We start from the raw sequence: 22,921 nt of genomic DNA, 5'->3' as shown, positions 1-22,921 counted from the left end.
ACTCCTTACCTATTTTAATTCAACAACCGTATTGCCAAGTCCGCCTTCATTCATCGCGGCATCTCTAGCTGCTTTAACATGTGGATGTCGTTTCAGTAATTCCTTCACCCCTTTACGTAGGGCCCCTGTTCCTTTACCATGAATGATTGATACAGAATGATAACCAGCTAACAATGCATCATCAATATATTTCTCTACTTTCAACATCGCATTTTCATAACGTTCTCCACGCAAATCAAGCTCTGGTTTAACATGACTTTCATTACCGCGGACCGTCGTGAGCGGCTTTGTCTCTACCGGTTTAGAGCTTTCAATAAACTGTAAATCATCTAAAGCTACTTTCATTTTCATAATCCCAATTTGGACAAGATATTCTTTGACATTTATTTTCTCTATAATCGAACCTTTTTGTCCAAAGCTTAATACTTTGACTTCATCTCCTGGATGGAGTGTTTTCGCTTGTTGGGCTTGTTTCTTAATTTTCTTCTGTTTTGGTGTTAATTTAGGTGCAGCTTCTTCTAAATGTTTTTTCGCATCAATGATCTCATGCTCTTTGACTGCGAGTCCCTTTTTTTGCATTTCTCGTAGCTCACGAATAATGAACTCCGCCTCTTCTTTTGCTTTAGCAACCGCTACTTCTGCTTCGCCTTCAGCTTGTTTTAAAATCAGCTCTTTTTCTCGCTGTAATTCTTCCATCTGCTTTTGTAAGTCACGATGAAGTTTTTCTGCTTCAAAACGAATATTCTTCGCTTCTATTTGTTCGGCATCAGCTGATTTTTTACTTTCTTCTAAAGAGACGATCATGTTTTCAACTTTATTCGAATCACTGTCAATCTGATCTTTAGCACGGTCAATAATCGCCTCACCTAACCCAAGTCGTCGTGAAATCGCAAAAGCATTGCTTCGGCCAGGTACTCCAATTAAAAGACGATAGGTTGGCTTTAATGACTGGACATCAAATTCAACGCTCGCATTCATAACCCCTTCACGATTGTAGGCATATCCTTTTAATTCACTGTAATGGGTTGTTGCGACAACAGCTGCTCCTCTTTTGTACACATCGTCTAAAATCGCGATTGCTAAAGCGGCTCCTTCTGTCGGGTCTGTTCCCGCCCCTAATTCATCAAATAAAACTAAACTTTGGAAATCCACTTTATCTAAAATTTGCACGATATTTGTCATGTGTGATGAAAATGTACTCAAGCTTTGTTCAATCGATTGTTCATCCCCAATATCAGCAAACACTTGTTTATAAACGGCCATTTTTGATTCTTCCTCAACCGGTACATGTAAACCTGATTGCATCATTAACGTTAATAAACCGACTGTTTTAAGTGTCACCGTTTTCCCACCCGTATTTGGACCGGTAATGATTAACGAACGAAATTCTCCTCCAAGTTCTATATCAATTGGGACAACCTCATCGGCATCAATAAGAGGATGACGAGCCTTTTTTAATAGAACATGGCCTGCTTCGTTAATTTTTGGAGAGGTCGCTTTTATCGTATTGGCATAATGGGCTTTTGCAATAATTAAATCTAATACAGCGAGTGTTGAAATATTCGTTAGTAGCTCATCGGCTACTTCCGCGACCTGCCTTGAGAGCTCTGCTAAAATCCGATCAATTTCACGGGTTTCCTTAACCTTTGCTTCACGTAGTTGATTATTTAAAGTCACAACAACTTGTGGTTCAATAAACAACGTTTGACCTGATGCCGATTGGTCATGAACAATCCCTCCAAAAGAACCGCGATATTCTTGTTTTACGGGAATCACAAAACGATCATTTCGGATCGTAATAATCGCATCTGAAAGCATCTTTTGTGTACTAGATGATCGAGTCATTTGCTCTAATTTTGAACGCACGGATGATTCATAGCTTCTCACCTGCTGACGAATCGTGCGTAATGTTTGACTAGCTGAATCTAAAACATGACCATTATCATCAATACACTGTTTAATTTCTCTTTCCACATCGGTTAATGGATAAATTTGTTCCACATGTTGATAGAGGAGAGGAAGTTCTCTTTCTTCCTCCTCAACTAGATTCGTAATAAATTTCTTTAACTGTCTTCCTCCATAAACCGTACTCGCGATTTCCATTAGTTCACTTGCTGAAAGAAGACCTCCAATGCTAGCTCGTTTTACATGAGGAGTGACGTCATAAATTCCACCGAACGGAATTCTCCCCTTAAAGCGAAGAACATTAGCTCCCTCACTTGTCTCCTGTTGCCAGACTAAAACTTCATCTATCTCAATAGAAGGTGTCAATTCCTGAACTTTTTTTCGTCCAAGCGAAGAGGAAACATGCTCCACAAGCTGCTGTTTCATCTTTTCGTATTCAAGTACACGCAATACACGTTCCATATTTTTTCTCCTTTAATCGATATCCCAATTTCCCTTTTTTATATACGATTATCAACTTTAATCGTTTCGTTTAATAAATTGTTTAAACTTTTCTACTGACCAAGTGTTCACAATTAAATCGACGTTGGCCATCCCTTTCACCGCCACACCAACTCCATACTTCATATCATCGAGCATATCAATATGATGGGCATCTGTATTGATCGCAATCGGTACCCCTAACTCATGAGCTTTGCGAACCCAATGTGACGCCAAATCTAACCTTAATGGGTTCGCATTTAATTCAAGTGCTGTATTCGTTTCCTTCGCAAGCTCGATTAACTGTAAGACATCGACTTGATACCCATCACGTCTCCCTAACACTCGTCCGGTTGGGTGAGCGATCATATCAACATGTGGGTTATACAAAGCATTTTTTAAGCGTTCCATAATCGTTTCCTCTGACTGTTGGAAAGAAGAATGAATCGACGCAATTACAAAATCGATGTTTTTCAAAATATCATCATCATAGTCCAACGTACCATCTGGTAAAATGTCCATCTCAATTCCCGTAAAAATTTCAAAATCATCGTATTTTTCGTTAAGCTTCCTAATTTCTTCATGTTGTTTTAATAAACGCTCAACAGATAACCCATTTGCAACACGGAGAAACTTTGAATGATCCGTAATCGCCATATATTGATAGCCTTTTTGCCGAACGGCTTCTACCATTTCTTCTAACGTATGAGCTCCGTCACTCGAAGTCGTATGCATATGTAAATCGGCTTTTATGTCTTTAAGCTGTAAAAACCGGGCATTCTCTTTAAAATGTTCAATTTCTCCATGATTTTCACGCGCTTCAGGTGGAATAAAAGGCAAATCAAAATGGGCAAAAAACGCTTCTTCTGTTTCAAAAGTTTTAAGCTCACCCGTCTCCGTATTCTCAACACCGTATTCACTAATCTTTTCATTTCTTGATTTCGCCAGCTGTCTTAAAGCGACATTGTGATCTTTAGAGCCGGTAAAATGATGCAGTGTTGTTGGAAATTCTTCATTTTTCACAAGACGGAAATCAACTGAAATCGGATATTCACCATCGACTTCAATCGAAACTTTTGTGTCACCATTGGCAATAACCTTTGAGATATTCTCTAATTGCAGTAGCTGTTCACGCACTTTGTCCGGTTCACTCGTCGCAATAATAAAATCTAAATCTTTAACTGTTTCCTTTAACCTGCGTAAACTCCCTGCTTGTGAAAATCGTTCTACATATTGGAATGTTTCAAGCTGTTTCAAAATCTTCTCCGCCACTGGCAAAACATGTGGAACTGCTAAGCGTTCTGGTCGTGTTGATGCCTCTTGAATCGCTTGTAAGATTTTTTCTTCTGTTTTTTTAGCAAAACCGGCTAACTTTTGAACTTGTTTTTCTTCACACGCTTTTTTTAGAGTTTCTACATCTACCACTCCAAGCTCTTGGTAAAGCTTACCGATTTTTTTGCCACCAAGTCCTTGGATTTTAAGCAATGGAATCAACCCACTCGGAACAGCCTCCATTAATTCTTCAAGCAGCGATGAAATGCCTGTTTCCTTTAATTCTGTGATCACTTCAGCCGTCCCTTTTCCAATTCCTTTAAGCTCTTCAGGTTTATCAATCTCGTTTAGTGAACGCTCATCGGTTTCTAGCGCTTGAGCCGCCTTACGATAAGCCGATATTTTGAAAGGATTTTCCCCTTTAATTTCTAAATAGATTGCTATTTTCTCTAATATTTTTATAACATCTTTTTTATTCATCATGATCGTTCCCTTCTCTTATCCCCATGATACCGATATTCCCAACCAAAAATCAATCTTTTGAATTAGAAAAGAGAGAAAGGCAGACGATTTTCCCTAAGTCTTTGCCTTCCTCTGCTAGATTATAAAAAACGAGTTACCTCTTACTCACCTATTTGTTTATTTTTAAAAACACCTGAATGGTTAATAAAAACATTCACATTTACACTCTGGATAGTATTTTCATTAAGCCACTTTTCACTTGATAAACGTTTCCACTCTTTTTTTCGCTTCCGATATAAAATATGTTCTAAATTCAAAAAATCGACATCATTCTCAAGACCTAATTGATATAATGTCATCAGTTCCTTTTCAATACTCTGTGCGGCATCGTCTTTCATTATACTAAGAAGACTTTGTTCATCCATTCGCTGATCGGCGTATCCTTCTATATTTAGCTCAATATCAAATTGAGGCTGGTTATTTTCTATATTCACTATTATTTCTGGTTCAATTTTATTAGCTACAAGGAGCAAATTTAAATTCTCTTTATCAGGAATAAAAATCGGGGCTCGCTCTGTTTCAGAGTCAACCCACTGCAGACCCTTTAATTCATCTAGTGTAAAAAAACCTTTATACTGCTCTTTATGGATAAAATAGGCACCGTTTAATTCCAACTTTGGTTCTTCTTTTTTATTTTCCACCCATGAATCTTTATTTACTGCAAGAGAAGGAATATAAGTTGTAAAACCTGGTTCAAACACTTCTCTAAAAAATTGATGCAATTTATATGGCTTTATCATTGAGCTTTGTTCATATATTTGTTCTGGCTCATGTAAAAGCGTTTCTAATGTTGTTTTACCAAAAAAGCCGACCGTCGATAAAACTTCTTTTATTGGCTCCTTCGTTGCAAAAATCCAAGGAGTTAACCGAAACTCAGGATACCTGCTTATCCCATCATAAATATGTGAAACCCCTTCTTCTAATACGGATTCACTAATAACAATCCCTGTTATATGAGCCCATAAGAATTTCTGTTGTGATGTCTCATACACTTCAAAAAAAGCATCAATAAAATTAGACGCCCTTGATTCAAAAACATACGTTTTCGTTGGCCCTCCTCCATCACCTTCCGTTTTCGCAATCGAATTAAACCCTATTAACTGCAAATAAAGGTAATAATCACCATCAATAAAATCTACCCCTATTGCAGTCGGATAATTCATTCGAGCAATTTCTTTCATATCCGTTTGACATCCAGATAGGAATAACACAATAAAGGTAAAATAAAGGCTAATTTTTAAACTTTTTTTCATCTTTATCGCCTACTCTTCTTAGGAATTGTTGAATCGAAGTACTTACGTTTTAAAGGATCTGTTACGAGTGCAGCGAGGTATTCTTTAAATCGTAAAGAGGCGATGGGTTCCAGATAAGCAACTTTAAATGATTCTAATTGAGCTAAATAAATGATAATACTCAAACAACTAATAACGAATCCATATACCCCTAAAAAAGTAGCAAGCAGCATACAATAGATTCTCAAAATAGTAACAGAACCTGTTAATGACTGATTCACTAGTGTATAAGTAGCAACGGCAGCAACAGCCATAACAACAAGTAAGGTAGGCGATGTAAGTCCAGCACGAATCGCAGCATCTCCAATAATTAATCCACCGACAATTGATATCGTTTGACCTACGGCGGTAGGCATTCGAATCCCAGCCTCCCTAATCAGTTCAAATAAAATTAAGATTAAAAAAGCTTCAAGTGGTAATGAAAAAGGAATTCCATGTCTCGAGACAACGATTGTCGCTAACAAAGGAAATGGTAATTGATCAATATTCACATTTGCGATCGCAATATAAAGAGCTGGGATAAAGATGGCGATATGTAACCCAAGAATTCTCATCATTCTTTGTAACGTGACGAAATAAAAAGGATAATGCACATCCTCAGGTGATTTTAATAAGGCTAATAAATTAATAGGACCAATTAAAATAGATGGAGATCCATCGACTATGATTAAAAAACGCCCACGTAATAAACTCTCCACCGCAAAATCAGGACGTGTAATATAATCAAAAAGGGGAAAAAGAGAATACGTTCGATCAGAAATCCATTGTTCTAATTGGCCTGTACTCAAGATACTCTCAATATCTAATTGATTTAAACGTTTTCGAACTTCATCTATCGTCCCCTTGTCGGCTTTATGCCTAAGGTAAAGTAAAGAAACCTTTGTTTGACTTAATGAACCTAGCTCAAACGTTTCATTATTTAGTTTCTCTGACTTTAATCTTTTTCGAAGCAAGGCAATATTTATGTTAATATCCTCAATAAAACCATCCCTTGAGCCCTTTAACGCTATTTCTGTTTTAGATTCTTCCGTATTCCTTTGTGGTACTTTAGCGATATTTACACTATAAAAATGAGAATCAGGGCCTTTATGAAGTATTAAATAACCTGAGAAAACCTTTTCAATCATTTTTTCTGTATCTTTTATGACCGCAATAGGTGGTAAATCTCCGCTCCGTTCATCAGAGTCGATTAAATGCGACATCACTCGATTCATATAATCATTTAGTTGGGTAACATCGATCATTCCTTCACTATAAAAGGCAGTAAAGTGTGGATCTTGAACAGGAAAAAAAGAAATGTCAGCATTTAAATGAAAAAAGTCTTTAATCTCTTTTTCGTGCAGCTTCCCACTTTGTAAAGATTGTTCAAATTGTTTTAGCTGTATATCCTGAGAGTTTCCATTCATAATTTCTGTGACCTTTTCCTTTCTGGTAAATAGCTGATTGATAATAATAAGAAGGTCATGCACACACCAAATATAAAGGCATACGGGTAAAAGAGATTCTTTAATATCGTTTGCATTTCAACATCACTAATTGGTGCATACATGGCGATCCCTAGAAAAAGAGTCATGGTAATTAAGAAACCTTTTTTCACTTTAGCAGATTGAATTTTCCATAAATCAGAAAGCAAAAATAAGCATAAGGATATTCTCACAATCACCCCACATAATAGTTGAAAAACAGCCATTGAATCGACATGAGAAATTTGTTCTCCAATCATCACCAATCGCCACTGTTCAAAAGCTGGGAAACGAAAATCAGCTGCAATATTAGGACCAAATGCAGAAAGAGAACCCATTGTCGGGCCTAATATTAACCCAACTAATAAAGTAAGTAGTAAAAATAAGTACAGATAGGAAATAGGTTTATCAAAATATTGTTGTAATAAAAAAAGAATCAATAAATCAACGCTTCCACCTAGCACAACGATGACACCACCAACAAACGAGGATTGCTCATCAACAAATAAAGGAAAAAGATAAGAATAATCTTTGTCATCTATCGTGAAGAAGGCTACAAAATATCCTAACATTGCAACGAGTGGTAAAATGAGCGCCGATATATAAATAATCGTCCTCAAATTCATAGCTGACCAAAAACATAACAAGAGGAAAGGGAGAATAATAAACGCTAACGCTGTATTTGGTAAAAAGTAAATATTAATATAAGCAATTAAATCAAAAAATGAGATAAAGCTAATCACCATAATATAGACCATAAAACAAAACATAATAAAGTTAGCAAACCCTTTTCCTGTCCGAGTTTGTAGCCATGTGCGCAAAGGGAGTCTTTGTTTATTTTTCTTTAAAATAATTGAGTAAATACCTATCCAAATCAAGAGAATCCCATAGCCAACGAGGACACAAAACCACGCATCACGCCTAGCTTCACCTAACAATTGTGGGATAATCAATACATGATTAGAAATGCCAATAAATAAAAGAAACAAAAAAATAAATTGAGTCCTTGAAAAAGTCATGTGTGAACCACCTGTTATATAAGATAAATCTAGTGTTTGTTTTGGTTATTAATTTTATGTAGTCATTTAAATCAGATAATCAATAAGGAAGAGTTTATACAGAGGTGGTTTTGAGTATGCTTACCGGGGATAGTTGCTTATTGCTCAATCGGAGTAGAGAGAGAATACTTCATAATTTGTGGATTTTTTTATGTTATAAATGATAAAAACCAATATGTTTATAAATCTAGTTTGATTGCTTTAGTTATAAAAAAGGTTAAATTCCCCAACAAAAACTAGGTGGACAAAAGAGACCTTGCTCAATAGTCTCTAGTTTGAAAAGAGCTGATGTGAGCTCGATATCATGGATAAGCCGTGCTAGAGCTTATTCGGCTTATTTCTCTGCTATCGGATTCTTTTTGCGCCGGTCTCTTTCTTTCACGGTGCATGCGCGCTCTTCTTCCCACTGTTTATTTATTTTAATCTCACCTATTCTCTTATCAAGAGCTTATAAATCTCTATACACAAAAACAGAATGCCTTTGTCATTCAGGCATTCTGCATCTCCATTTACCGATATACTGTTCCAAAACGATAGAAAACATTCATATTTAAAGTTCAGTGCTCACCCATAACTCACGGATCCACTCCGATAAAAATGGGGTGTTATGAATCATAGATTGGGCAACGACCGATGAGTGTAAAAGTTCTTGAACAACTTCTACTTGAATTAATGCCGCCACATTTAACAAAACGAACATGATTAAATAAGCTTCCACCATACATAATAGGCTCCCTAACCAACGATTCAGCATTCTTAAAATCGGTAAGTGGGCTACAAAATCAAGCATCGAACCTACAATATGTAAGGCAATCTTTGTTCCAAAGAATAAAATCGCAAAGGCAATCCCTCCGTAATATACACTTTCTGCATCAAATGCCGAGACAATTAATCCAAACGTGTTATCACTTGAGAATTGTGGATATGGGATCCATAACCTAATATACGAAGCGAGTACATCATAATATTTATACGCAACAAATATAGATACAAAAAATCCAACTAAATGAATTAATTGTAGGATGAAGCCTCTTCTTTGGCCGATAAAGAAACTACCTAAAAGAATTATAAGGATAATAAAACTAAGCATTTTTGTCCTCTCCTGTAACACCTTTTGCGTCTGCTATTTTTTTTAAGAGAGCATCACGCTCTTCAACAATTTTCATATATTCATCGACTACATTCACTGCCGTTAGTACAGCAAGTCTCGTCGTATCTAAATAAGGATTTCTTTTTTTTATTTCTCGCATTTTTTGGTCTACGCTTTGAGCCACTTCCTTAATATGCGATGGTGGCTCTTTTCCGACAACGGTATAAGCTTGCCCATAAATTGACACGGTTGTCCGTTGCTTTTGTTTATCATCTGCCACCTAAATGCCTCCTGTCTAAAAACAACTAACGATTCATTCATTTTAAAATAGTTCAAACCTAACTTATATCATATCACGAAGCATGAATAATGAAAATATCGAGTTTACCATTACAAAAAATTACTTTTTTTGTAATGCAGTCTCTGGGCATTTCGATCCCACTATCTCGAATCATAAAAAACAGTTCCCTCCGTTTGACCTTTTATCTCCTTTAACTTTTAGACAAAACAAACCATCCTAAGGGTATAATGTTACCTCATAAGATGGCCGTTTGGAGTATATTGTCTAACCTATTTTATTTATGAACGCAATGTTGCCCCTGTTTCAGCTAGGGCATTTAATACTGTTTCATGTTTTTCTGTTACTTCTTCATCGGTTAATGTACGTTCCGGATCTAAATAAGTTAACGAAAAAGCAAGTGATTTTTTCCCGTCCTCTAGATGTTCACCTTGGTATAAGTCAAAAAGACGAAGGCCTTTCAGCAACTCTCCACCAGCTGAAACAATAGTGTTTTCTAACTCGGATGCTAATACTTTTTCATCCACTACAAGGGCGATGTCACGGACGATCGCTGGGAATCTAGGGAGCGTTTGATAAGTAACTGTTTCTGGCTCAACGTTTAGTAATGAGACTAAATCGAGTTGGCCAACGTAAATCTCTTTTAAATCTTGCTCTTTTGCTGTTTTTGGATGAACCTGACCGATGTAACCAATCTCTTTTCCTGCTAATTCAACAATAGCTGTTCGACCTGGATGTAAGTCTGGTTTTTGGCCTAATTTAAATTGGAGCTTTGAGCTTAGTCCTAACTCTGCAACTAAACCTTCGACAATTCCTTTTAAAACATAAAAATCGACCGCTTTCTTTTCGCCTTGCCAACTATGCTCATGCCATAAGCCGTTTACGGAGAGTGCCAACATTTCATTTTCAATCGGTTGTTTCGTAATCGTTGCTTCATCTGTTTTAAAAATCGAACCTATTTCAAAAATAGCGATATCGTGATTTTTACGGTTTAAATTGTAACGAGCGACATCAAATAAATGCGGAATTAAACTTGTTCTCATTGTACTACGTTCATCACTCATCGGCATCGCTAAACCAACAAGATGAGCATTCTCTTCCTCAGCAAAACCTTTTGCCTTCGTCGGGCTTGTTAATGAGTAAGTGATCACCTCATTTAAACCAGCTCCTTCTAAATAACGGCGAACACGACGGCGCTTTGATTGATATTCAGATAAATGACCTTGAGTTGTCGCCGAATCAGGCAATGTTGTCGGGATATTATCATATCCGTAAATGCGGGCCACTTCCTCATATAAATCTTCTTCAATTTGAATGTCACTACGACGTGTCGGTCCAGTTACGTTGAACGTATCTCCATTCACTTCAACATCAAAACGTAATTGCTTCAAAATATTGACGACTTCTGCTTGGTTCACCGATAAGCCAAGTCGATTATTTAATTTTGATAGCTCCAATTCAATTTTTGGTTCTTCAATCGTTAGATGATCGACCTCAACGATTTGCTCGGAAATTTGCCCCCCTGCAAGCTCAACGATTAAAGTAGCCGCTCTTTTTGCTGCTTCACGAACTCGTTTTTTATCTACCCCTTTTTCAAAACGTGCACTTGAATCACTTCGTAAGCCTAAATCTTTTGATGTTTTTCGCACGCTAGTAGGATTAAAATAAGCGGCCTCTAATAAAATCGTTGTCGTATCATCTTGTACTTCAGATTTTTTACCACCCATGACACCGGCAATAGCCATTGGTTCGATCCCATTTGTAATCACTAAATGGTCCCTTGCTAACGTACGCTCAACCCCGTCTAGAGAAAGCATTTTCTCTTCTTCTTTTGCTTTACGAACGACTACTTCTTTTGAACCAAAACGATCATAATCAAAAGCATGAAGCGGTTGGCCATATTCAAGTAAAACATAGTTCGTTACGTCCACCACATTGCTAATTGGGCGAATACCCGCTGCCATTAAACGGTTTTGTAACCAAAGTGGCGACTTTCCAACTTTGACGTCTTTAATCACAATCGCCCCATAATATGGATTAGCGTCCGTATCCTCAATAGTCACTTCAACATCATTTGATTTTGAAGAGGTTGTATTAATAGATAAGTCAACTTGTGGCAATTGTACAGGAAGATTGTATAAGGACGAGACTTCATAAGCCACCCCAAGCATATTTAAACAATCTGAGCGATTTGGTGTTAAGTCTAGCTCTAACACATGGTCATCTAAGTTCAAGTGAGAAATGGCATCCGTTCCAACCGGTACCTCATCTTGAAAAACATAAATCCCTTCCTCAAATTCTTTTTGAACGAGTTTTCCATCAATACCTAGCTCTTGCAGAGAACAAATCATTCCCATGGAAACTTCGCCACGAAGCTTTGCTTTTTTAATTTTGAAGTTACCTGGTAAAACAGCTCCCACTTTTGCAACAATGACATATTGACCAGCGGCCACATTTGGGGCTCCACAGACGATTTGAACGACTTCATCCCCACCGATATCTACTTTACAAACATTTAATTTATCAGCGTTTGGATGTTGCTGACATTCTTTTACATAGCCAACAACAATCCCACTTACTCCTTTATTCAATTCATGAATAAAATCAATTTCGATTCCACCACGAGTCATTTTTTCTGCGATTTCTGCCGCAGTTACTTCTGATAGATCAACATATTCCTGCAACCATTTATATGAAACTAACATTGTTCTCCTCCTTATGCTCCGGTAAATTGGGCTAAAAATCTCATGTCATTTGTATAGAAGTGACGGATATCATCAATGTCATATTTCAACATCGCTAAACGCTCGACTCCCATTCCAAAGGCAAAGCCACTATATTTTTTCGGATCAAATCCACTCATTTCAAGTACTCGAGGATGAACCATACCGGCACCAAGCACTTCAATCCATCCTGTCTGTTTACAAACACGACAGCCTTTTCCATGACACATTCCGCAAGAAACATCGACTTCAACCGAAGGCTCAGTGAAAGGGAAGTAACTTGGACGTAAGCGAATTTCACGATCTGTTCCAAAAAATGATTTTACAAATGAGTCCAATACTCCTTTTAAATCACTCATTCGGACCCTTTCATCAACAAACAATCCTTCAATTTGCATAAATTGGTGTGAATGGGTCGCATCATCATCATCACGACGGAATACTTTTCCTGGACAAATGACTTTAACAGGTCCTTTTCCTTTATGCTTTTCCATCGTTCTTGCTTGAACTGGTGATGTATGAGTTCTTAATAAAAGCTCTTCCGTAAAGTAGAACGAATCCTGCATATCACGTGCTGGATGATCTTTTGGTAAATTTAAAGCTTCAAAGTTATAATAATCAACTTCGACTTCCGGTCCCTCTGCAACAGTGAAACCTAAGCCGATAAAGGCATCCTCAACCTCTTCAACAACGGTTGTTAATGGATGTTTTGTTCCCTTTTGAACAGGGCGACCTGGTAAAGTAACATCTATACTTTCTGCCGCAAGTTTTGCTTCCATTTCAGCCTCGTCAAAAAGTTGTTCTTTTTTATCAATTTCCTGCTTGATCGTATCACGTACTTCATTGGCTACTTGGCCAATAACCGGACGTTCCTCAGCAGATAATTTTCCCATTCCTCTTAAAACTTCTGTAATCGGACCTTTTTTCCCTAAATAAGCGACACGTACTTCTTGTAACGCTTTTTTGTCTGACGCCGCTTCTACTTTAGCAAGAGCCTCGACACGTAATTCCTCTAAACGTTCACGCATTTCCAATTTCCTCCTTTGATATAAAGCGAAGCCTGTTTGGTCAGAAGCGAGAAAAAATTAGGGGCGGCTTCTGAAGTCGCTTTTTGACTTCATAAGACGAACCGATTTTTCTCGAGCTTCTAACAGGCGTAGCTGGATTGATATAAAGCGAAGCCTGTTTGCTCAGTAGCGAGAAAAGTGCAGTTGGTTTACTCCACCAGCTCCATACCCTACGCGTTCCGCGGGTGAACCGGGAGCCTCCTCGCTAACCGCTGCGGGGTCTCCCGTGTTTCACTTCTCCCGCAGGAGTCTCCAGGTATTGCACTGGCTCCGTTTTGGTTATCCAAAAGCCATTCGGCTCAACTTAGTAGTAAACATTTCGTTTGGTTTTTCTCGAGCTTCTTACAAACTCCGCTCATTTTACTGAAACTTAGTAAGCCTTTTTCTTCATAGAAAAAAGCCATCATCCCTCATTAGAAAGGGACGATGGCTCGCGGTACCACCCTTATTTATAAGCATCAAAAAGAAGCCTATACACTTCATTATCATAACGAATCTTCATCCGTAACACTTTAATAAGAAATTTACTTTCCTACGTTCCAGCGTCTGCTCCAGAGCGAATTCAAATACTCTCACCTAAGGAATGCTTTCAGTCTGTGACATTCCCTCCCTATTAGGCAGTGGTTATCTTACTACTCTCTTTCGTTGCATTTTGCCATTTTCAGTTGTTTCTATTATATTGAAACTTCCATCCTGTTGCAACAAGGAAATATAAATATTCCCTCGTTTTAGCATTATGAACGAACAGCTTTTAAATAATACATTAAAATTCCCGAGGCCACCGCCACATTTAAAGATTCAGCTTGTCCAAAAATAGGGATATAAATATTTTGATCACACTCCGCTAAAATGCTCTTTTCGACCCCTTGCCCTTCATTGCCCACAATTAAAGCAAATTGAGATTGAGGTTCAACCGCCGTATAAGAGCTTGCTTTTTCTAATGCTGTACCAAAAACAGGAATACCTGCTGCTTTAAACTTTGGGATGAGTTCAAGAATATTCCCTTTAATAATAGGAATATGGAAAAGAGCCCCTTGTGTTGCCCGAACAACTTTTCCATTATACAAATCAACACTGCCTTCACCAAGCACAACACCCGTTAAACCAGCCGCTTCAGCTGTCCGAATCATCGTTCCAATATTTCCAGGGTCTTGAACCCGATCAATCAATAACCATTGACCTGTTGCCGCAATTTGCTCTGGCCATGCAGGCATGTGAACAACTGCCACAATTCCTTGTGGTGTATCCATCTCACTTAATTCTTTCAACACTTGCTCTGTCACAATGATGATTTTTCTTCGATCCATCTGCCATTGATTTTCGATTTTATCTTCATCGGTCACCAAAATGGCCTCAAATTTCAATTTAGCTTTTAAAGCTTCTTCAATTAAATGAAAACCTTCTAACAAAAATTGTCCTGACTTATCCCGACCTTTTTTAGCTAATAGCTTTTTCCAATTTTTAACTTGTTCATTTTTAACTGATTCTATTCGTTTCATTCCAAATTGCTCCTTTTTCCTCTATCCATTCATCATACCTATTTTTTTACTCATAATCCAGTCTCGTTTGGACAAACTAACGATGCAGCTTTCACAACAGAATGGAAAGGAGAATCATAACGATGAGCTTTAATTTACGTGGTGCCATTATGGCCAACATTAAAGGAAGTTCCGAACAAGATGTCGAAGCAACAATAGTTGATGCGATCCAAAAAGGGGAGGAAAAAATGCTGCCGGGTCTTGGAGTGCTATTTGAAGTGTATTGGCAACAAGCTGATGAACAACAAAAAGATGCACTATGTCAACAAATTAGTCAAGGCTTACAATAAAAAACTGTTAAATATGTAAATGTACATTCCAAAAAAAGGTGGACCAGTTAAGCTGATCCACCTTTTTATTGCACAATCCTTTTCTATATGTATTTAAGCACTTTGCTCCTTACATTTTGTTTTCACTTTATTCCCCATAATAATCACGGTCCACTGTTTCACTAAAAGCACAACAAAAGCTGTCACCGTTAAAACAAACACGTATGAGATTTCATAATTATTAAAGGTTAATTGATAAACAATAATAAAAAGCAAACTAAAAACGATCGTAAAATAAGAATATTTATACGATCTTGAGAGAATAGAATTTTTCTCCTCGATATTATCCAATCTTCGTATAACTTTACTGTAGTAATAAAAGCTAAACAATAAAAGAAGAATGAACAAGATTACAATGCTCCATTCGGCTGTAATCATACGCTCCCCCTCCTCAAAACGAAATGATTTCCCATCCATCTATTTTCCACGGCACGAAGAAATCTAAATTCATTATACTCTTTTAACTTTACGTACAGTTTTAAATAATGTTTCAGTTTTTTTACATGTTTTTTCATACATGCAACAGAATCCCCCAAAAAAGACTGCTACTAATACGCTCTGCTCCAATCAACTTCTAAATTCACTAAATATTCGAAGAGAGCATTCTCCCCTTTCACTTCATAATGCCTCATGCTATCGTCCATATCCTTAACAAATTCACCTAGCACGCTTAAGCTAGCTCTTAATTTAAAAAAACCTCCATCATCAACATAAAAGGATAAAGAATAATATTCCTCCTTTAATGAAATGCCCCGATTTGTTTTTTGTAAAGAGACGGATTCCATTAACTTTAATAACTCGGTAATCATCTCCTCTTCTTCTATGATTGTTGCATCTAACGCTTTTTCTGGAATTTGGCGAAGGATTTCAATTCGAACGATAGGCTGTTCAATGCTTTCACTTTTACGTTCCTTGTTTAAAAGCTCTTCAACGGTTATCACTTTATTTTGTTGAAACGAATAGACTAAACCAATAGCAACAATCACTAATACGGTTGCTATGCCAATGGCTATTTTTTTCAAGATTTCGCCTCCTAATAACTTCAGAATTAATCGTCTATTGCCCAATCAAGATTAGCATTTCGCAAAAAATGGTATAAATGATTTTCATTTTTAACTTGATAAACATCTGCTTGATAAAGACCATATAAAGTGATGTACTCATCAAATATGGCCATTCTTATCGTGGTATTCCTCGCCTCTTCCGTTTCTATAGACAAAGCCATTTCATAGAAAACTTTATGATATGAGGAACTACTTGTCGTTTTTCGCAAATCGATCGTACTTATTACATCAACTATTTCTTCAATTAACTTCTCATCTTCAATGATAACCTCTGGCTGATATAAAACCGTCTCCCTTCTTTGAATTTCGATTTTATCGGTTTCTTTCAACTCTAACAGTTGCTCCTCGAACACATTATCTAATGTCGTATGTTTTGACCATTCATTGTATATTAAACTGGCTGTTATCATAAGTACAATCCATACACCTATTATGATTCTTTTTTTCACCGAATTCCCCCTTTGCCAACACTCTTTCATCCTCTGTCTAATACTATCCTATTAATTTACCATACAATTTTGACTCTTCATCTCAAAAAAAGCTATTCCACCTCGTCTATAATAGACCAATGGAATAGCTTTGTGATTATTCATTAATTATACGTAATCGCTTCAACCGTTTCTTTATCGAGCTTTTTAATCACTTCCGTAATTAATTTGACTGTATTTTCATAATCATCACGGTGTAAAATCGCCGCATGAGTATGAATGTAACGAGTTGGAACCGTGATCGATAAGGCAGGTACACCATTTGCAGTTAAGTGGATCGCTCCTGAATCGGTGCCTCCACCAGGCATTAAATCGTATTGATACGGAATATTATATTCATCAGCCGTATTGGTTACAAAATCACGCACGCCTTTATGAGAAATCATTGATGCATCATAAAGCACGATTTGTGGTCCATCCCCCATTTTTGCTAAGGCTTCTTTTGCTGTTACTCCAGGTGTATCTCCAGCAATTCCCACATCGACACCAAATGCAATGTCTGGCTCAATTTGATTGGCCGATGTTTTTGCCCCTCTTAAGCCAATTTCCTCTTGAATCGTCCCAACTCCATAGACAACATTTGGATGGTTTTCACCTTTAAGGTTTTTCAAAACATCAATCGCGATCGCACATCCAATCCGGTTGTCCCATGCTTTTGCCATTAAGAATTTCTCATTTTTCATAACCGTAAATTCACATACAGGAACAACAGAATCACCAGGACGAACGCCAAACTCCATTGCTTCTTCTTTACTAGTAGCACCAATATCAATAAACATATCTTTTTTATCGACAGGTTTACGACGAGCTTCTGCCGGTAAAATATGTGGAGGTTTTGAACCGATTACACCTGGAATATCACCATCTTTAGTCATAATCGTGACACGTTGAGCGAGCATCACTTGCTCCCACCAGCCACCAACAGGTTGAAAGCTTAAAAATCCTTTTTCATCGATGTTTGTTACCATAAATCCAATTTCATCTAAATGGCCAGCAACCATAATTTTAGGTCCATTTTCATCACCAACTTTTTTCGCAATTAATGAACCTAAACGATCGGTTTCAATTTCATCCGCATAAGGAGTTATGTATTTCGTCATGACCTCACGAGCTTCTTTTTCATGACCAGGAATCGCATTTGCATCTGTTAAATCTTTTAGCATCTGTAATGTTTCATCTAATTTTGTCAAATAATTAACCTCCTATAAAATTTATGATGTCCTATTTTTTAGTATAATCAAATAATAACTACAACTCAAATTTTAATCTTATTTTCGACCTTTTAACTCTTTTTTTATTTTATCAAATTTTTCTTTTAAAAAATGCAACCAAATTGAATCTAATTCGTATAAAATAGAATAAAGCATAAACTATCCAATGACCCAGGTAGGAAAGGGGCCACAGCAATGGTAATTTTATTTCGTTTGTTATTGTTAATCGCCATTCTTGTACTTGCATATAGTGCATTCAAATACTTATTTCATCCACGACGTAAGCTTGAATCCGCCCATGAAAAAAAGCAGTTTTTCTTCTTAGATGAAGAAAAGAATGTCCGCAAAAACTTTCTTGTCACGTATAAGGGGGTTATGTTTGAAGGGGAAAAATATTTAGGAACAACGGACAAATCATTCGAAATTGTCGCGATTTATTTGTGGGCGAAACAAACAGAACGTTTAAAAGGCTTATCTAATGAAGATTTCACCTTTATTGAGGAAGATATTAAATTAAGATACCCAAATGCGAAAATTAATTGGAAAAGTCCCATAAAGGAATTTTTGCAGTCACAGAGGAAGCAAAAAAATAAAACAGATAAATAAAAGTCTAAACCATTTGATAGTGACTATGCTTCACTATCCTTCCTTGAAAAGAGGCTGCTCCATCTAGTCATACAATATGACCTGATGGGACAGCCTTTTTGTGTTACCTAAATCTAGATATTAGAAATGATTTTAAGATTTGATAACATAGATGACTCCGGCCATAAAATGCCCGCAGCAATCGCAAGTGAACAGGGAACCTGCTTAATCTAACTCAATCAGTGAAACGAACTCCTCTCCTTTGATATTTCTTAATTTATTCCCTTCCACTTTAATTCTTTCACCAGCTTCAATTAGAATCCCGTTGCTACTGTTTACGATTTTATTATTCTTTATTAAAATATCTTTTGGGATCCCCGCTCCTTTGTTATCGTTATTACGATCCCCTAGATCTTCGGCAATATAAATACCCCAAAAATGTTCGGCACGATTATTGACGATTATATTTTCTTTCACAATCGTACGCGGAGCATTCAACAAATAAATACCTTTTGAATTTGCAGGTTCCTTTGTATTAATAATTTTATTTTTCTCAATTCTCGTTCCGGGTGAACCCATTATAACGGTAATTCCATCACGAGTATCGGTCAGTTGGTTTTGATGAATATAATTACCTTCACCTGATGCAGAATGGGAATGTGGTGCTGTTCCTCCAGTATTTCCGACACCTATCCCTCCACGCGGTACACCATCAATTTTATTCTTTCTTATTTCATTTAAATATTCACCTTGTCCATGTAAATCAATCGCATCATGAATATTATCCGTGTAGTTATTTTTTTCTATTAAATTGTTATGGGCAAAATTCTGGATTAATGTACCGTGTCTTAGATATGGTCCTTCAAATGTACTATTCTTAACAATATTAAAATAAGTATCATTCGCATGACCTAAACGATCAATCCCTTGTATTCCTTGGATCGTCACCCCATAACCAGCACCCCCTCCACCAACATCGGTCGCATTTCTAAAGGTTGCGTTATTTACAATAATTCGATTACTTTTTTCAATTCGTACTCCCATTCTTTGAAATTTCTCCACAGTCACGTTTTGAATTGTCATCAATTGTGAAGGGTCACCAGCAGAATCAGCAATAAACACTCCATAAGCCGGTCCACCACGCTCTGGGTTATTTTCACTTGGATTATCTGAATAGCTTCCATCAAAAGTCGAAGTAATTGTCATATTTGAAACAACGACATTTTTAACTCCAAAGGCCGTTAATACCTTGCTATTAGGCACTTGTTGTACATCAAAAGAAGAGACTAATTGAACACCCGTTTCACTTTCACCGCGCAAATTAACTCCACTTTTTAAATAGATGTGTGAAGTATGATCATGATCCATCGTTTTATTTAAGTTATAAACGCCATTTGGAAAGTAAACTTCATCACCGGGCTCTGCTGCATCAATAGCCGCTTGAATGGAGGCTGTATCATCCGATTGATTATCAGATACATCAGCACCATAATCAACAACGTTCAGCTTTTTTCCAGTTGTAGGATTTGGTTCATGTGGTCGATAGGCGGTTTTATCTGGAAAAAATAGTCCAGCTTTAGTAAACGGTTCCGCATCTGGTTTAGGTCCTGGATCAACGATCTCCAATTCCTCTACAATCGGTTCACCATCAATAGGAGCATAAATATGAACAGCAGATAAACTATTCCAATGATTCGTCGAGTTGCCATAACCAACGATTTTAACATATCTAGTTTCTACGTCAGAGAAATCAACGGCTTCAAGATTAAAGTGCTCGCCACTGCTTTCAAATTGGTCAACGACCTTTACCCAATTCTGACCATCTAAAGACACTTCGACATCAATGGTTGATTTTCGAATATCTCCATTATAAAAAGCTACACCTAGATAACCGACTTCTTTGACCTCGCCTAAATCAAACTGAATCCATTCTCCTATACCCGCTGCTGACCACCTTGTCCCTAAATCATCATCTAGTGTATTTTCTGGTATATTGCCATCATGAACACTTGCGATAACCGAATGAATTTGATATCTTATGACCGAATTCTCTTCCGCATAACTAGATTCACCTGAAAAAGTAACGCTGAGTAAAATGATTAATGCTAAAATAATCTTCAACCTTTTTTTCATCGTTCTCATTCCCCCATCACTCTTCATTAATAAAACAACCGACTGCCATTAAGTTAAGGTTCAGTCGGTCTTGTTGATTTTGATTTTCTTAATAAACTTTTGGTACTTCGATCCTGACGGTTTGACCATCCTCTGTAAAATAAAATTGTAAGCCATGATCTTGATCGTCCATAAAATAAGACACATATTTAGGCTGTTGACGTTTCATTGGGTGAAGCAATGTCACAATGCAATGCCTCTTTGAACGTTTTGTCTGAGCTTGAAGACGCCAGTGAATCGGTTCACCTTCTAATTCATCGAGATCAACCCCTGGGAAGTCTTGATGCTGATTTATTGTTAATTCTCCACTCGAACTGTAAATAAATCGACCTTCTAAGGCAGCCTTTTCTCCCTCTACTAAAAAGGTTTGATGGTTGAGTTGCATTTTATTTAATGTATGAAGTAACCAAGTCACTTCTCCTTCTTGTTCTAAATCGACCGTGTCAATGAGAACAAAATAAGATTGATTAATGAAATAGGTTTCACGTTGATAACTCTTTAAATAAGGGACATCGTACTTATAAGCATTAGTCGCATCAGCTCGTAAATAAGCATAATTTTCAAATTCATTTACTTCTTCAATCGTTCCATTTGCTTCCTTTGCCAAAAACTTATCTTTCTTTGCATACTGACCTTTGCCATCAATTAAAATCGCATTTTTAGAAATCGTCTGCCTTCTCCAATTCATATGCATCGTACTATTAAAAGCCACATAATAGCCGCTATGGATCGCTAATGGCTCACCATAGGCATGCAACACAAACGCATTTTGATCACCATGACTATGACTGATCGCTCCATATGGACTGCTTTTTGTTAAGTACATAATATGTTCATCGGCTGAATCCATCCGGTGGTTCATACTTACCCAACCGACATCTTTAAACCATTTAATCGAAGGTAAATCAGTTGGTTCTTTTGCCTCAATAGAAGGATAGTCATGCAGGTACATCATGTCATCAAAATAAAAATCCCACCATCCTTTGTTATAAAATTTATCATCTGCATCTAGGTCATTTTTTTTCGTTTGCTCATAATACCACTGATAATATGGGTTATTCGTTACACCAGCAAATTGACGAATGTTAAACCCTACTTTTAATCCAGGCTGATCGCCTAAATTAGCATGGTCACCAAAGCTTGCTCGGCTCGTATTAGGTGGATAAACATATAACGGAAAATCACCCGTTTTCGTGAAAAATGGTCGCGTATATAAGTCGAACCCATTGAATTTTTTTATTAAATTCATCGCCTCAATGACATAGGCCATCCCTGTCATCCAATAATGAGGTCCCTCTGCCCAACCACCATCAGCTCCTCCCCATGGTGTATACAAACCACTGTAGTATTCCAATGTATAATCTAACCACTCTCTTACAATTGGTTCATCATCAAACAAAGCGATACAACAAGGAACAAGCACAGATGAAAGCGAGCGAACTGCGTGACTGTCATATGGTACGTGATGAATCTTCGAACGTTCAATCACATGATGAGCTACTTGCTCCGTTCTCGTTAATAACTGCTTTTGCACAAACTTCTTTTCATCAGCTGATAAATAAGGGGATAACCAATCATAACCCCATGCTAAGGCACCAGCAACCCGAAAAGCGGCTTCATCATTATAGTCTCTTGATGTTGTTCCAGCAGGATCCCAATGGCTAACATGAATAAGCCAATCTTTCGCCTTATGAATAATGGCCTCATCCTCTAATAAAACCCCGGCCACACTTAAATGACGGATCGCATATAGCACTTCTTGACAATCCATATACATTTGTCGCCATAATTTGGCCACCCGCTGCTGATTTGGGTAAGGCAATGGCTCATTTATAAAAGGCATATTCATATAAGGTAAAACAGAACGTTCATAAAAAAGGTCAAATTGACAATAATTTAAATCCTTTTTTAACTCCTCTTGAAAACGTTGTAACTCTTCTCCGGTTAACCATAGTCTTGGACTTTTTTGACTCACCTTTAAATATCGACTTTCTCTATTTGGTAACGGAATTTTTGGTAAATCTTTTTTCAATTCAAAGGAACGTATCTGGCTCCAACTACTCATTTGACTATTATCTTCTGGAGAGATTAACGCATATCGCCAAAAATAGGTACCAGGCTCAAACGATTGATCAGGAGTGAATAAATTATTTTCGATCGGTTTATAGATTAAAGTTGAGTCTTTTTCAAAAGTTGAAGATATTGAAACCTCTAAGACATAGCGGTCATTTTCCAATTTGGCCGGCATCCACGTAAATCGAGGAGGGTTTTCAATAATTTCTGAATTTGAATCGGGTTGATAAGGAACATTTAATGCACCGCTCTCAGGCTGATAAAGTTCAATTAACATTTGTCTCATTTTTC

General features: G+C 37.2%; 18 protein-coding genes and 1 other annotated feature. Of the genes, 2 read left to right on the top strand and 16 right to left on the bottom strand.

All coding sequences use genetic code 11. The features are described 5' to 3' along the window. Positions 1–9: 9 nt before the first annotated feature. The 10 genes from AA0017_RS02530 to AA0017_RS02485 all read right to left on the bottom strand — a co-directional run bounded on the left by AA0017_RS02530 (position 10) and on the right by AA0017_RS02485 (position 14,669). The gene (locus AA0017_RS02530) at positions 10–2,367 is read right to left on the bottom strand and encodes an endonuclease MutS2 (RefSeq protein ID WP_413379232.1); all 2,358 of its coding nucleotides are present in this window, start codon (positions 2,365–2,367) and stop codon (positions 10–12) included. A 57-nt stretch (positions 2,368–2,424) separates the two neighbouring features. Continuing rightward, the gene (gene polX, locus AA0017_RS02525; RefSeq protein ID WP_413382340.1) at positions 2,425–4,143 is read right to left on the bottom strand and encodes a DNA polymerase/3'-5' exonuclease PolX; all 1,719 of its coding nucleotides are present in this window, start codon (positions 4,141–4,143) and stop codon (positions 2,425–2,427) included. A 137-nt stretch (positions 4,144–4,280) separates the two neighbouring features. Then, positions 4,281–5,432 (bottom strand): Ger(x)C family spore germination protein, encoded by a 1,152-nt coding sequence (locus AA0017_RS02520; protein ID WP_413379230.1) that lies wholly within the window; start codon positions 5,430–5,432, stop codon positions 4,281–4,283. Positions 5,433–5,434: 2 nt separating this feature from the next. Then, the gene (locus AA0017_RS02515; protein WP_413379228.1) at positions 5,435–6,877 is read right to left on the bottom strand and encodes a spore germination protein; all 1,443 of its coding nucleotides are present in this window, start codon (positions 6,875–6,877) and stop codon (positions 5,435–5,437) included. After that, positions 6,874–7,953 (bottom strand): endospore germination permease, encoded by a 1,080-nt coding sequence (locus AA0017_RS02510; protein ID WP_413379226.1) that lies wholly within the window; start codon positions 7,951–7,953, stop codon positions 6,874–6,876. Before AA0017_RS02510 ends, AA0017_RS02515 begins: the two co-directional genes overlap by 4 nt. Positions 7,954–8,542: 589 nt before the next feature. Further along, positions 8,543–9,082, bottom strand: coding sequence for a CvpA family protein (locus tag AA0017_RS02505; RefSeq protein WP_413379223.1), 540 nt, complete (start codon positions 9,080–9,082; stop codon positions 8,543–8,545). Further along, entirely contained in the window at positions 9,075–9,362 is a 288-nt protein-coding gene (zapA, locus tag AA0017_RS02500) for a cell division protein ZapA (RefSeq protein ID WP_413379221.1), read from the bottom strand. The genes AA0017_RS02505 and zapA overlap by 8 nt, the downstream gene beginning before the upstream one ends. A 299-nt stretch (positions 9,363–9,661) precedes the next feature. Next, positions 9,662–12,085 carry a phenylalanine--tRNA ligase subunit beta gene (gene pheT / locus AA0017_RS02495; protein ID WP_413379219.1) on the bottom strand — a complete coding sequence of 808 codons (2,424 nt, stop codon included), beginning with the start codon at positions 12,083–12,085 and terminating at the stop codon, positions 9,662–9,664. 11 nt (positions 12,086–12,096) lie between these two features. Continuing rightward, a complete protein-coding gene (pheS, locus tag AA0017_RS02490; RefSeq protein WP_413379217.1) occupies positions 12,097–13,131 on the bottom strand; it encodes a phenylalanine--tRNA ligase subunit alpha in 1,035 nt (344 codons plus the stop codon). 455 nt (positions 13,132–13,586) lie between these two features. Beyond that, positions 13,587–13,825, bottom strand: a binding site (T-box leader). Between the two features lie 79 nt (positions 13,826–13,904). Next, a complete protein-coding gene (locus tag AA0017_RS02485; RefSeq protein WP_413379215.1) occupies positions 13,905–14,669 on the bottom strand; it encodes a TrmH family RNA methyltransferase in 765 nt (254 codons plus the stop codon). A 122-nt stretch (positions 14,670–14,791) separates the two neighbouring features. On the opposite strand from AA0017_RS02485, the gene sspI reads away from it, so the two are divergent. Next, positions 14,792–14,998: a small acid-soluble spore protein SspI gene (gene sspI, locus AA0017_RS02480; protein WP_413379213.1), complete on the top strand. Its 207-nt coding sequence runs from the start codon at positions 14,792–14,794 to the stop codon at positions 14,996–14,998. A 93-nt stretch (positions 14,999–15,091) separates the two neighbouring features. Here the strand turns inward: sspI and AA0017_RS02475 are convergent, their stop codons facing one another. The 4 genes from AA0017_RS02475 to AA0017_RS02460 form a co-directional block, all read right to left on the bottom strand. Continuing rightward, entirely contained in the window at positions 15,092–15,415 is a 324-nt protein-coding gene (locus AA0017_RS02475) for a hypothetical protein (protein WP_413379211.1), read from the bottom strand. A gap of 170 nt (positions 15,416–15,585) precedes the next feature. Further along, entirely contained in the window at positions 15,586–16,059 is a 474-nt protein-coding gene (locus AA0017_RS02470) for a hypothetical protein (protein WP_413379209.1), read from the bottom strand. 26 nt (positions 16,060–16,085) lie between these two features. After that, positions 16,086–16,550 (bottom strand): hypothetical protein, encoded by a 465-nt coding sequence (locus tag AA0017_RS02465; protein WP_413379207.1) that lies wholly within the window; start codon positions 16,548–16,550, stop codon positions 16,086–16,088. Positions 16,551–16,693: 143 nt separating this feature from the next. After that, entirely contained in the window at positions 16,694–17,779 is a 1,086-nt protein-coding gene (locus AA0017_RS02460; protein ID WP_413379205.1) for a M42 family metallopeptidase, read from the bottom strand. Positions 17,780–17,995: 216 nt separating this feature from the next. On the opposite strand from AA0017_RS02460, the gene AA0017_RS02455 reads away from it, so the two are divergent. Further along, complete coding sequence (locus tag AA0017_RS02455; protein ID WP_413379203.1) at positions 17,996–18,406, top strand: sigma-w pathway protein ysdB; 411 nt, start codon at positions 17,996–17,998, stop codon at positions 18,404–18,406. Between the two features lie 204 nt (positions 18,407–18,610). On the opposite strand, the gene AA0017_RS02450 is transcribed toward AA0017_RS02455, so the two are convergent. Beyond that, positions 18,611–20,518 carry a right-handed parallel beta-helix repeat-containing protein gene (locus tag AA0017_RS02450; RefSeq protein WP_413379201.1) on the bottom strand — a complete coding sequence of 636 codons (1,908 nt, stop codon included), beginning with the start codon at positions 20,516–20,518 and terminating at the stop codon, positions 18,611–18,613. An 88-nt stretch (positions 20,519–20,606) separates the two neighbouring features. Beyond that, complete coding sequence (locus AA0017_RS02445) at positions 20,607–22,916, bottom strand: DUF4962 domain-containing protein (RefSeq protein ID WP_413379199.1); 2,310 nt, start codon at positions 22,914–22,916, stop codon at positions 20,607–20,609. Between the last annotated feature and the right edge of the window lie 5 nt (positions 22,917–22,921).

This window comes from Alkalihalobacillus phoenicis (genome assembly GCF_047302405.1).
Classification (GTDB): Bacteria; Bacillota; Bacilli; order Bacillales; family Bacillaceae_D; genus Alkalihalobacillus.
This window is presented reverse-complemented; position numbering and strand designations above follow the sequence as displayed.